Consider the following 12,349-nt stretch of genomic DNA (forward strand, 5'->3'; position numbering starts at 1 on the left):
GTCGGCCTGACCACCTGTGGGAGCGGGCTTGCTCGCGAAAAATCCACGGGCCGGGCGGGGCATCAAACGCTGGCAAGCTGGTTGTCCAGCACGGGCAGTGCAATTGAAAACACCGCGCCACCGTTCTCGTTGCCGGTTGCCCAGATTCTGCCTTTGTGAAATTCGATGATAGAGCGGCAGATGGACAAGCCCATGCCAAGCCCATCGGCTTTGGTGGTGAAAAACGGTGTGAACAGCGACTCCATCACTTGCGCTGAAATGCCGACGCCGCAATCCCTGATCTCCAGCATGGCTTCGTCGCCATGCGTCCATGTACGGATCTTGAGGATCCGGGTACGTGGGTCAATCTCGGTCATCGCCTGGCAAGCATTGATGATCAGGTTGAGTATCACCTGTTGCAGTTGCACGCGGTCAGCGCTGACATAGGTCGCGGTCACGTCCAGTTCGACACGTAACTTCACGTGGCTACGGCTCAGCTCGTATTGCACCAGCCCCAGGGTATCGCTGACCAATTCATTGAAGGATTCGCGCCGGCGCTCCGGATCGCAGTTACGCGACAGGGTCCTGATGCGCCGGATGACTTCACTGGCGCGGATAGAGGCGCTGATCATGCGATCGAGCGACAGCCGGACCTCGGCCAGGTCGGGCTCGCTGCGGTCGACCCAGCGCAGACCGGCTTCCCCGCTGGTCCTGATGGCTGCCAGGGGCTGATTGACTTCATGGGCGATAGACGCGGCCAATTCGCCCAGCGAGGTCACGCGCGAGGCGTGAGCCAGTTGCGACTGGGATCGAAACAGCGCGTTCTTGGCCTCCTTCGCGGCGGTCACATCCATCACGGCCCCGAGGTATTCGAAGCCGTCGTGATGGGTTTCCAGCGGGTTGGCGATCAGGTGGATGTGCTTGATACGTCCATCCGGCATGAGCAGGCGATGTTCGACTTCCAGTCGGGGCACATGGTTTGTGGCCTGATCGAAGATGCTTTCGGCCAGGTGGCGATCATCGGGGTGTGTGCGCTCCAGAATCTTGAGCATCGTCGGACGCTCATGGACGGGGTATTCGAAAATCCTCGCCGCTTCCGCGGACCAGAACAGCTCCGAGCGACCGACCCGGAAGCCCACGCTACCGACCTGACTGAGCCGTTGAGCACCCTCCAGGTACGCCTCGTTGCGCCGCAAGGTGTCCGACAGCCGTTTGCTGCGCACCGCCAGGAAGGTAATCGCCGATAGCGAAACGATGCAGCGCACATAGGCACCTATCGCCCCTGTGTCCAGGTAGTCACGATCGACTATGAAGATCACCGTCAGGATAAACAGGCACGCCAGGGCAACGGTGATGACGATACGGATCGAAAACACATTGGCCGACATCAATACCAGGGTCACATACAGCACCGTCGTCGCAACACTCAAGTCGGTGGCGAACTTGAAAAGCACCACGAAACAGGCGACTGACAAGGCGACGAGCAGGGCAACCGTATCGACCTGAAGATAGGATTTTTTCAGCGTCAATGGCGTCATGAACATGTCCGGCTTAACGGGTGAACGAAATGAGCCCTGGCGAAAACGACACAGGGCTGGAGCGATATGAGAATGCTAGGGGTTCTGATTGGAAAGATAATCAGCGGGCGGTGATACGGGCTGTCGCGCCGCATTGCACAATCGTCTGCGCACAGACGCACGCCTGTACTTAACGCTCGTGCTGCTTCAGGAAGTCGATGAAAACCCGCAGTTTCTGCGGCATTGCGCTGCGGCTGAAGTAATACAGCGACAAGTTGCGCCTGGGGCTCCAGTCTTGCAGGACCCTGACCAGGCGGCCGTCCGCCAGATATTCCTGAACGTAGCGGTCGTAAAAATAGGCATAGCCGCAGCCATCGAGCGCCGCCTTGAGCATGGTCATGCCGTCATTGCTGGAAATGCGCCCCCTGGTATCGATTTCAACGTCCTGGCCATCCCGTGAAAACACCCACCGTTCATAGGTCCCGGTGACAGCGCTGTTGTAACGGATGCAGTCATGACGCAACAGATCCACCGGTACCTGCGGCACGCCGTGGCGAGCGACGTAGTCCGGTGAGGCGACCACCGCCATGCGAATGTCGGTGCCCAACGGGACGCACACCATGTCCTGTTGCAGAATCCGGTCCACCCGTATGCCGGCGTCATACCCGTCATTGACGATGTCCACCGAACGACTCTCGATGCCGATATCCAGGTTGATCTGCGGATAAGCCGCCAGGAATTGGGGCAGCAGCGGCTCGATAAACATGACATAAGCGCTGCGTGACATAGTCAGGCGCAGGGTGCCCGACGGCGTGGCGGCCACCTGCGCCAAATCACCGAAAGCGCCCTTGAGCTCCCTGACCAGCGGCGCCACTTTGTTGTAGAACGCAACGCCCGCTTCGGTCAGGCCTACGCTGCGTGTGGTTCGGTTGAACAAACGTACCCCGACCCTTTTTTCCAGCTGGCGGATCGCATGGCTGACCGCCGATTTACTCACGCCCATCATGACCGAGGCGGCAGTAAAGCCGCGGGTATCGGCCACGCAGACGAACACCGTCAAGAGTTCGAATCCATCGGTTTCGATTGTCAAAAGAAATCCACCTTGAACGCGCGACAGGGCTTCAGATCAAGCGAAGACCCGTGATGCCCAGCATGATCATCACGCTGACCAACACACCGATGACGACGCCCGCCCACCAGCCACGATTAGCCGTGACTCGCGAAACACCGTGTGCAAGCAACACCACCCGCAGTCCTGAAAACAGGTGTGCGATGACGAAAAAAACGCCAATGGCATAGTGGGGCAGCAAGCGAATGCCCCAAGGGTCATGAATCATCCCCACGGGATCACCGGAGGCAAAATCCCAACCGGTTTCGATTCCCGCATAAGTCCTGGCGAACACGAACACCGCGTTGAGGTGGCCCAGAATGAATACGGACAGAAACACGCCTGAACCTATCTGGAATATTCGGTAATGGTCGCTACCGATCGAACTCCAGTTCCAGGCAAGACGCAGTCCGCTGACCACTTGAAAGAGCAGGGCGAGCACCAGAATGGGTTCGACCACCGGATGGCGGTAGACCTTGCGCCCCAGTTCCATCACCTCGGCATGGGTTTGCGGCCCCGCGAGGCCAAACAGATGGTTGAACAGATGGAATGCCACAAACAGCAACACGATGATCCCCGCGATACCGTGGGCCACGCGCAGCGCCGGCAGGCTGCGTATCGGGGCAATGGGCCGCTCATCGCCGCCGTCGCCCCTGGACAGATAGAACCCCAGGCCTATCCACAGGGCCGCCCAGAACAGTTCATCCGGGACCGGACTGCCCAGCATGATCAGATTGACCCCGACAAAACAGTAAAGCGTTGGCGCGCAAATCAGGAACAGCGCCAGGCGCCGAACCCGCAACTGAATCCTCGCGTTTTGCCGGCGCGTGATCGTGCGACACGCTAGCGCGAAACCCAGGGCAGGCACCGCGAAAGCGGCCAGCATCAGCAGTACCGCCATGAATATCGAGGCTGGGGATAGCGACGTATCCGGTGCGGCGCTTGAGACCAGCGAATGGAAGCCATTGAGTAAAAACGGATAAACGACGGTCACCAGAACGGGCCCCCAGATTACCCATCTGTTCAGCGAATCAAATCCCGTCATCTCGCAAGGGCTGGCAGCCCGACTTCTAAACATTTAAACAAACCTCGGCAGTCGGTTTTAATGGCATGGATGCATGTATAAAACCTGGAATTATTTAACTTTCGCCATAGTGCCAGATACCGGGAGGCTTCTTTGAATACCTAGGTTTAGTTGAGTCATATGAAAGTATGAACGCTTTTAAGGTCAACCTTGATTACAGCGCGCCAACTGGCCGGGCAATTGGCCGGCGGACTATTGTCAAATATGGCGGCACAGTCCGTGCGCCGACCAGTCGATGATCGCTTCAACGTTAAAACTTATTATTCGTCCGGCATACACACACCTCGGATCATCGCCCCTCCCACGACGCCATTGATCAATCAAGCGGCTGCGTGCCTGGAAGAAGGAATATCAGCATGTCCAATATGGCAAGAGCCGCTCGTATCCATCGTTATGGCCCCCCGGAAGTCCTGGTCTTTGAAGAGGTCGAAGTGCCGAGTCCCGGTGCGGGCCAGATTTTGATCCGCAACACGGTCATCGGCTTGAACTTCGTGGAGGTATATTACCGGCGCGGGACTTTTCCGGTGCCCGCGTTCCCCGCTGTTCTCGGCAATGAAGCGGCAGGCGTGGTCGAGGCCGTGGGTGAGGGCGTCACGACGGTCAAGGTCGGGGACCGGGTTGTTTACTCCGATGATGTGCACGGCGCCTATTGCACGTTGTGCCTCTATCCTGCGGATCGCGTCGCCATCGTGCCCGACGGCATCAGCGACAGGCAGGCTGCGTCCAGTTTCCTCAAAGGCCTGACCGCACGGTACTTGCTCAAGGAAACGGTGAAACTCGAAGCGGGTGATACGGTGCTCTATCACGCCGCCGCAGGCGGGGTCGGCCAGCTGTTCACACAATGGGCCACGGCGTTAGGGATTCGGGTCATCGGCACCGTGTCTTCCGAGGAAAAAATGACCATTGCCCTGCAGTCAGGCTGTTCGCAGGTCATCAACTACCGCACGGAAGACTTCGCCAGCCAGGTTATGGAACTCACCGGGGGAATCGGGGTAAAAGCGGTATTCGATTCCGTGGGCAAGGACACCTTTGTCGACTCGTTATCGGTTCTGCAACCCAGGGGCACGCTCGTTGTGTTCGGCAAGGCGTCCGGTAATCCACCGCTGATCAACCCGTTTGATCTGGCGCCGCGATCGCTCAGCCTGACGTGGCCGGTTTTGCCGGTGTATGTCGCAACGCCTCGACAACTGGCCGACGCGGCCAGGGACCTGTTTGACGCCATCGAAACCAGGTTGATTGAGGTTGAGCCAAGCCGCGTTTATCCCTTCGAACAGCTGATAGATGCCCACCGCGATCTTGAAGAACGCCGCACCACCGGCTCTGCGATTCTGATCGTCTGAGCCATTGAAACCCCTGGACCTCGCAATAAAGCCACTGCCCCTATATCGGTGACAGTGGTTTCTCAATGGTGTTGTCATCCCACTAAAAGAGATGGATGTTAATAAGAACTTATACTTAGGGATTAGTGCTCGATACGAATATGTCTATAAGCAAGCCCTGGGCATAAGTTACAAAAGTGTTGAAAGGTTTATTATCTGGGCAGTAGCAATTATTTGAAGTGTGCACTGTAAAGGGGATCAAGGGCGGCGATTGTTTGACGTAGGTAAGTGCGTCCGGGTCAGTCCGGTTATCTCATCCGCAGCACCTCACAATGACTCAGGGTGAACCTAATGAATACTTCCGTATTGGCCATGGCCATTACCTTTTACGCTGCGACCGGATATATCGCCACGCACGCTGTTGCGGCTGAAAGTTACTCCGAAACGAACGTTACGAGAAACCGGGAAAACAGCGCTCCGGATGATTTGTCAGCCCCTGTGCAACAGAACCGCGCGCGGTCGGCACCCACCCGTGTCGCCGAAGGTGGATCGGATCGGCTGATCGAGCGCAGCGAGCGTCGTATCGCTGAAGGGGGTTCCGACCGCTTGATCGAGCGCCGGGTGGCGGATGTCGGTGTTGTCTATGGCTCGGGAATGGATATTCGTGGCCACTATTCCATGGATTGACCTTGATCGATCTCTGAGTGAGCGAACGTGTCGCGGTCGTTCGACTGCCCTGGGCTCGCTTTGCGCATCAAATTAACGCCCCGGTTTTGGTACCTCCTTTCCGAAGCCGGGTTTTAGCGCTCGTCGTTATCGACAGAGCGCTTTTTTTTTGAAAAGGGGGCACGGTTGCGCGGTTTTCGCTTGAACGGTGAGGCGGGAAGGCGCGGCCCAACCAACACGAAAAAGCCCGGCTGATCAGGCCGGGCTTTTCGGGTGGCGCGGTGGAACGATTGGGTCAGGCGACGGTGTTGCCTTTCAGGCGGTCGGAACCATCGGCGGCGACTTCGTTGCCTTTCAGGCGATCCGAACCATCGGCGGCGACTTCGTTACCTTTCAGTCGATCCGAACCATCGGCGGCGACTTCGTTGCCTTTCAGGCGATCCGAACCATCGGCAGCGACCTCGTTACCTTTCAGGCGATCCGATCCATCGGCGGCGACCTCGTTACCTTTCAGGCGATCCGATCCATCGGCAGCCACGGCGCGTTTTTCCAGCAGGCGATCAGCGCCACCCTCAGCCACACGATTTTGTTGCAGACGATCCGAACCGCCTTCAGCTACGCGACTTTCGATCAGACGGTCCGAGCCGCCTTCAGCGACGACAGGTTGAGCAGAAGCAGCGGCGAAAGCGTTCACTGCGAAAACCGAGAAAGCGATGCTGAGGAGGATTTGGCGTTTCATGATCGTGTGCTCCGGGGGTATCTGGTTGGTATGGGGCTATTGTTACGCCGCACGGTTTTTAAGAGAACTTCATTGAGTTAATGGTGACTATTGACGCAGTCAATGGTGAGTTGTGTCGTCCGCTGATCCCTATGGGAGCGAGCCTGCTCGCGAAGGCGGCCTGCCAGCCGCCATGAAGCCTCGATCAATGATGACTTCACGCGTCGATGTAGCGCACCGCATTCGCCGCTGTGCGCCGCACCTGCAATTCAAAAATGTCAGGGCGCGCGTAGTGGCCGGTCACGTCGAGGGCGCGTCGCGCTGGCGCCACCAGGGCGACGTCGATGTCCGCATACAAAATGCCGGCCTCCCGCCGCAATGGACCGGCGACGATCCGGCCTTGGGGATTGACCACGACCGAGTCGCCGTCGTTGATCCATTCGTCCGGATCGGGAAACAGTTGAGCACGCGCCGGGAAGTCGTCGGGGATGTCCTCGCCGCGCAGCGCAGTGCCACTGCCGAGCACCCAGCAGCGGCCTTCGAGCGCGATATGCCGCATCGTGCTGATCCAGCCATCGCCCGTGTCGTACGTGGGGGCGACGTAGATTTCCACCCCTTGGGCATACAGGGAATAGCGTGCCAGCGGCATGTAGTTTTCCCAGCAGATAAGCGCACCGAGGCGCCCGACCGGTGTATCGACCGCACGTAACCCGCTCGCATCCCCGAAGCCATGCACCATGCGCTCGGGATTGGTGGGCATGAGCTTGCGGTGCCGGTTGAGCATCGCGCCGTTCGCGCCGATCACGACTACGCTGTTGTAGAGCGTGCCACCGCCGTTGCGCTGGTCGCATTCATTGATGCCGCACACGATCGTCACGGCGTGAAGCCTGGCGGCCTCGCACAAAGGGCTCAGGTCACCGTGGGTGATATCAACAGCGTTGGCCAGCAACCGCGCGTGCAACTGGCCCATGACAACCCCATCCTTTCCTGCCGCCAGGCGCCAGATCCACGACGGATAACCGGGAATATACGATTCGGGCAAAACGATCAGCGAGGCGCCCGCCGCCGCGGCCTCAGCGACCGACTGCACGGCCCGGGCGATTGTCGCGCTGCGATCGAGCAGCACGGGCGGGCGCTGAATGATGGCTACCTTGGTCATGGCATGCTCCTTGGCTCTTGGCTTCGAAGTCTTGAGCCTGCGCGCAAGGACGGGGCGGGACTAGTTCAGAATCTGAAGCGTTGCAGTCGCGGAGTGCAGGCAATGGAAGAGAGCTACGGTCAGTTCTGCACAGTCGCACGCGGCGCTGAAGCACTGTGCGAGCGCTGGACACCGCTGGTTGTGCGCGAGCTGCTGTGCGGCAGCAAGCGCTTCAACGAACTGCACCGCGGCGTGCCCCGGATGTCCACCGGCCTGCTGGCACAGCGGCTGCGCCATCTGGAAGCGATTGGCGTCGTCCATCGCACGGCCGTGGGCAAAGTCTGGGAATACGGCCTGACCGAGGCGGGCGAGGAACTGCGTCCCATCATCATGGCACTGGGTCATTGGGGCGCACGCTGGGTCGGCAGCCGCCTTCGCGATGACGAGCTCGACGCCGGCCTGCTCATGTGGGACGTGCGGCGTTTCGTGCGCCTCGAAACGTTCCCGCCGCGACCGGTGGTGATCCACTTCACATTCCGCGACGCGCGCCCCGGCGAGCAAGCCTGGTGGCTGGTGGTCGAGCAGGGCGTGGCGGACCTGTGCCGCGACGACCCCGGACGCGAACTGACCCTGGTCGTGGACTCAAGCGTGCGCGCGTTGACCGAGGTGTGGGCGGGCGACCGGACACCACGGGAGGTGCTGGAGTCGGGGGAGCTGCGGGTGGATGGGGCGGTGAAGGATGCGCAGAGTGTGTGGCGCTGGTTGGGGACGAGTGCGTTTGCGGGAACGCGCAGGACGGTGGTGGTTCGGTAGCAACCGAGCACCCACAAAAAAGCCCGGCTGATCAGGCCGGGCTTTTTGGGTAATGCAGTGTCGCGATTCAGTTAGGCGACGGTGTTGCCTTTCAGGCGATCCGAACCATCGGCGGCAACGGTGTTGCCGTGCAGACGATCTGAGCCATCGGCTGCAACAGTGTTGCCTTTCAAACGATCCGAACCATCCGCTGCAACAGCGCGTTTTTCCAGCAGACGATCAGCGCCACCTTCGGCCACACGATTCTGGATCAGACGATCCGAGCCACCCTCGGCCACACGGCTTTCGATCAGACGATCCGAGCCGCCTTCAGCGACCACAGGTTGAGCAGACGTAGCGGCGAAAGCGTTAACTGCGAAAACCGAGAAAGCGATGCGGAGGAGGGTCTGGCATTTCATGATCGTGTGCTCCGGGGTGTTATTGGTTGGTATGGAGCTGATGTTACGCCGCAGGATTATTAAGAGAACTTCATTGAGTTGATGGTGACTATTGATGCAGTCAATGGATGCAAAAACCGGACGCTTTGTAGCAGCTGGTGAAGCCCGCTGCTACAGGCTATGCGTTATGCCAGTGGCTGATGCTGTGACGGGCCTCAGGTGTTCTTGTGGCCGTTGAAGCGAAAGCGCCCATCAAAAGTCATGAAAAACCCGGCTGATCAGGCCAGGTCCTTCGTGCGAATTGACCTGCTCTACAGCCTCACCGCAAAAAAAACGGAAATCTGCTATTGCATTAGTCATCTACAGTTCACTGATGGCAGGTTGTCAAAGGGAGGCTTGATGATGCGAAGTTCACTTGTGCATTCGAGACTTTGTTTTTGTTGTTTAGTGAGTGTTGTAACAATGGGGCTGACCGCTTGCTCCAGCACCGCCCCCCCTAAACAAATCATTCGGCCACCTGAGGATGACAGTGAAACTTCCACTGTGCGTATCACTACCAATTGGAAAGAGCACGGGCTTAGCAAAGTGGGGTGCATGGAGCACGCCAAAGCCGTTCTGACACAAGCGAAATATTTTGTTGACGCAGGGGAACGCTCTATCTTTGGGTTGCGTGAAGGCATGACGTTTTCAATTCGCTGCGACTACGAAGGCGTTGCTTTTTTCGCCGTGGCTTATCGCCACAGACCAAGTGTTGAAACTCAGAATCGGATTATGGGCGAGATCATGACGCGGTTTTAAGGAATTCAGGCCGCCGGTACAGGGTTTTATTAAGTGCCCATCGCGACTCGAAAGTGTTTATGAAGGTCAAGGCGTCACAGCGGGAGCAAAAGCCGGGGGCGGGCTTATTGAGTGGGCGGGGAAATAACGAGCGCACTCGGCGCCCGTTTATTTATTCAAACCGACGCCGGCACTAGCTGATATCCCGGGTCACACTCCCCTACGAGGCGCGCCACAACATTCGCCTGAAATCAGAATTTCTGATGTGGGAAATTTCTCTGTGTGTAATAAGGGTTGCTTGGGTGGTTTTTAGTCACCGTATATTTAGTAAATGTTTTGCTGTTGATAGGTGTGCGCTGTCGCGGCATTAGTTGAGTGCTTCTTTTACGTGGAACTTAATTAATGCAAGGAATGCTGCATGCAAGAATCAATTATTTTTCCTCCGCCTGTGAAGTCGTCGAACGCTCGATTTTTCGGGTTTAATTCAAGCTTTGACAGTGCTCTGAAATGGGATGGAGCTATTCCGCCGGTTACTTTGACTGCCAGTATTGAAAGCGTCGCTGAAGAGCCTGATGCATATGAAAGATATCTCGCTATAGGGTATTCGCTACACGACCAGATAAGTAGCGTTTTTTCGAATGACACGACGAGCGTGCGGAGTGAGGTTGAGAGTCTAATAAGCTCAGCTGCTGATGCCGGATCATTCAATCAGTTGGAGATTGCCCTAAAAAAGAAAGCATTTATTGTCAAATTAGTGCAGCGGATTACATGGAGTAAGGCTTGGAGTGGGGCGGATCATTTTTTTGGCGTAGACGCATTGTCATTAGACAGAACGGACTTCGCTTATTTTTTCACTAGTCTGGATACCCTGGAACACGAGGAAGAACGCCTAGGCATTTATGAAGGTTTTCTGTTACATCTGACATCCACCCACTTTAAACGAATCCTCGTCAAGGCTGTTTCCATTTTGGAGGACGCTTCACTCTCCATAGATGCTGAAATCCACTCAGCCTTGGCCAGAGGTGAAACTGCTAACAACTTCAACTTGAGCCTTAATCAGCCCGTCGAAGTGGTTACTGTGGCGGGTGCCGCTACGCTTAACAGCACAAACGGTTGGGGCTTTGAGGTAGCAATCCATAGAAGCCTTCAGTTGTTGGCGGGATTGGGGGAAGCAGTGCTTAGTCGAGCAATGGCAGTCGGGCTCGGGACTTTGCTCTATTCCCCCGCGCTGGGTAACGGCGAGCGTTATCCTCAGACAGCTCTTAAACTATCTGGCAGTAAACTTTTGCCCGATGCAACAACTAACCTGAATGAAATCGCCTCTGCCGGAGGCACAATCGATCTTCCCTATAGGATTTATGGTGATCCTGGGCAATACACACTGGTTGCAACGCCGAATGGAGGGCGTATTTCTCCAGCAGTACCCGTACGAGCTTTAGTATTCGACCGTAACACAAGTAGTTACAGTTTCGCGTCACACGACACACCACCCATTACCCTCGGCTTTCCTGTCATTCACCAGGGGGGCAGCTCAACCACTTCGCCAGTTCGCCCTGCGGATATTCCGAGTTATACAGGGGTTGAACTGACGCCATTGCTCGTGCAGCCCGAAACCCTGCCTGCTTTCGAGTCGCCGGACTTTAGAGATTGTATTTACTGCTTTCCGATCGAAAGCGGTCTACCGCCTATTTACGTAGTTTTCAATAGTCCTTATGAAGGAGCTAGCACGAGAGGAAAGTATAGCGGTCGATTGTACAATCCCGCCAAAGCAGGCGGCCCAATCCTGGATCTCGATTGGACGAGTGCTAAGGTAACTCAAGCGGGTATTGATCTAGTCAAATTGCATACGGGGCGCTTCGACCCTTCGGATGGCAATGCCATCATGATTGAACGTTTGGAGAAAATTCTTCAGGGTAAATTAATAGTCACGGCCATCGACAAACGTTTCTATACTCATGAGCTTAGAGAGCTTGAACGTTTCAGGGCGGTAGGAGTGGCTGATGGCGTAAATCCGAAGGATGAAGGTGCTGTTTGGAATAATACCCATGCGGCGACCCTAGAGGACTACAAGCTCAAGGATGTTGCAGAGTTACTCTATACACCTGACGCTATAGCTGCGGATAAACAACAAAGGGAACGAGAGTACAAACAGTTGGGAGTGATGAAATAATGAGTGTCCTAGATAAAATTATCTATAACGAGAAACCTGAAGAGGTAGTTCTGTTTTTCACAAAAAATGAGTTAGGTATATCCCTTCCTCAACTGGATAGACTTTACAATGTGGCTGGATGGGCGCATGTGGGAGACAATATAGGGTTGTTGAATCTTCTTTGGGAAATGCGTGTAGCTGGGTTCATAGAAAATAATGGTGCCCGGATTACCAGGGGTGTTAACTGGAGAGAGCCTGCATTCATGTTAGAAGGTAAATACACCTTCGACTGATGTTACGAAGTGCCCATCTATTTAGGGTACGATGGTTATCAAGAAACGGGCGCCATCGGCGCCCGTTTTCATTCACTGCGCCGCCTGCGCCCGCAAACGCCGCCCGATCACATCCATCAAGTCACACCCATCCCTTAACGGAATGGCCAGCAGCTTGGAAAAGTCCGACAACACCACCGTGTCGCAGCCAATCTCCGCACGAAAGGCAATGTTCTCCAGCACCTGCGTAACTGCACGAATGCGGTAATCCGCGGTGGCTTGCAGGACTTCGAATGGGGCTTGGGTGTCGATGAGCAGGGAGCTGGAACCAGCTTTCATTTCACTTCCCCGGGAAATTAAACACAGCGCTGAAATGTTCATTGCCCCTTGCTCGCAACTCACCGAAGCTATCCTCAACCCACACCCGAGCAC

Annotated in this window: 12 protein-coding genes and 1 pseudogene; 6 read left to right on the forward strand and 7 right to left on the reverse strand. The window is 56.4% G+C overall.

The features are described 5' to 3' along the window. Positions 1-62: 62 nt before the first annotated feature. From F8N66_RS01875 to F8N66_RS01885, 3 genes are all read right to left on the reverse strand, one after another. Positions 63-1,517 (reverse strand): sensor histidine kinase, encoded by a 1,455-nt coding sequence (locus F8N66_RS01875; RefSeq protein ID WP_150768553.1) that lies wholly within the window; start codon positions 1,515-1,517, stop codon positions 63-65. A 169-nt stretch (positions 1,518-1,686) separates the two neighbouring features. Continuing rightward, positions 1,687-2,586 carry a LysR family transcriptional regulator gene (locus F8N66_RS01880; protein ID WP_150768554.1) on the reverse strand — a complete coding sequence of 300 codons (900 nt, stop codon included), beginning with the start codon at positions 2,584-2,586 and terminating at the stop codon, positions 1,687-1,689. Positions 2,587-2,617: 31 nt separating this feature from the next. Next, positions 2,618-3,505: a hypothetical protein gene (locus F8N66_RS01885; RefSeq protein WP_224790424.1), complete on the reverse strand. Its 888-nt coding sequence runs from the start codon at positions 3,503-3,505 to the stop codon at positions 2,618-2,620. A 539-nt stretch (positions 3,506-4,044) separates the two neighbouring features. Between F8N66_RS01885 and F8N66_RS01890 the strand changes: the two genes are divergently transcribed. Together F8N66_RS01890 and F8N66_RS31620 are read left to right on the forward strand one after the other, a co-directional pair. Further along, positions 4,045-5,028 (forward strand): quinone oxidoreductase family protein, encoded by a 984-nt coding sequence (locus F8N66_RS01890; protein ID WP_191622872.1) that lies wholly within the window; start codon positions 4,045-4,047, stop codon positions 5,026-5,028. 330 nt (positions 5,029-5,358) lie between these two features. Next, the gene (locus tag F8N66_RS31620) at positions 5,359-5,694 is read left to right on the forward strand and encodes a hypothetical protein (protein ID WP_224790425.1); all 336 of its coding nucleotides are present in this window, start codon (positions 5,359-5,361) and stop codon (positions 5,692-5,694) included. Between the two features lie 274 nt (positions 5,695-5,968). Here F8N66_RS31620 and F8N66_RS01900 read toward each other — a convergent pair whose 3' ends face one another. Both F8N66_RS01900 and F8N66_RS01905 read right to left on the reverse strand, forming a co-directional pair. Then, positions 5,969-6,412 carry a hypothetical protein gene (locus F8N66_RS01900; protein ID WP_150768556.1) on the reverse strand — a complete coding sequence of 148 codons (444 nt, stop codon included), beginning with the start codon at positions 6,410-6,412 and terminating at the stop codon, positions 5,969-5,971. 196 nt (positions 6,413-6,608) lie between these two features. Beyond that, on the reverse strand, positions 6,609-7,550 hold the full coding sequence (locus F8N66_RS01905) for a carbon-nitrogen hydrolase family protein (protein ID WP_150768557.1): 942 nt from the start codon (positions 7,548-7,550) through the stop codon (positions 6,609-6,611). Between the two features lie 102 nt (positions 7,551-7,652). On the opposite strand from F8N66_RS01905, the gene F8N66_RS01910 reads away from it, so the two are divergent. Continuing rightward, entirely contained in the window at positions 7,653-8,342 is a 690-nt protein-coding gene (locus F8N66_RS01910) for a winged helix-turn-helix transcriptional regulator (protein ID WP_150768558.1), read from the forward strand. Between the two features lie 74 nt (positions 8,343-8,416). Here the strand turns inward: F8N66_RS01910 and F8N66_RS01915 are convergent. Continuing rightward, positions 8,417-8,740, reverse strand: a pseudogene (locus F8N66_RS01915) (hypothetical protein); the annotation flags it as partial. 573 nt (positions 8,741-9,313) lie between these two features. Here F8N66_RS01915 and F8N66_RS01920 point away from each other — a divergent pair. The 3 genes from F8N66_RS01920 to F8N66_RS01930 all read left to right on the forward strand — a co-directional run bounded on the left by F8N66_RS01920 (position 9,314) and on the right by F8N66_RS01930 (position 11,938). After that, the gene (locus F8N66_RS01920; RefSeq protein ID WP_150768560.1) at positions 9,314-9,517 is read left to right on the forward strand and encodes a hypothetical protein; all 204 of its coding nucleotides are present in this window, start codon (positions 9,314-9,316) and stop codon (positions 9,515-9,517) included. A 397-nt stretch (positions 9,518-9,914) separates the two neighbouring features. Then, a complete protein-coding gene (locus tag F8N66_RS01925) occupies positions 9,915-11,666 on the forward strand; it encodes an S-type pyocin domain-containing protein (protein WP_150768561.1) in 1,752 nt (583 codons plus the stop codon). After that, complete coding sequence (locus tag F8N66_RS01930) at positions 11,666-11,938, forward strand: hypothetical protein (RefSeq protein WP_150768562.1); 273 nt, start codon at positions 11,666-11,668, stop codon at positions 11,936-11,938. Before F8N66_RS01925 ends, F8N66_RS01930 begins: the two co-directional genes overlap by 1 nt. A gap of 72 nt (positions 11,939-12,010) precedes the next feature. On the opposite strand, the gene F8N66_RS01935 is transcribed toward F8N66_RS01930, so the two are convergent. Further along, positions 12,011-12,256, reverse strand: a complete 246-nt coding sequence (locus F8N66_RS01935; protein WP_150768563.1) for a hypothetical protein — start codon at positions 12,254-12,256, stop codon at positions 12,011-12,013. Positions 12,257-12,349: the final 93 nt, after the last annotated feature.

It is taken from the genome of Pseudomonas fluorescens (assembly GCF_902498195.1).
Taxonomy (GTDB): Bacteria; Pseudomonadota; Gammaproteobacteria; order Pseudomonadales; family Pseudomonadaceae; genus Aquipseudomonas; species Aquipseudomonas fluorescens_BU.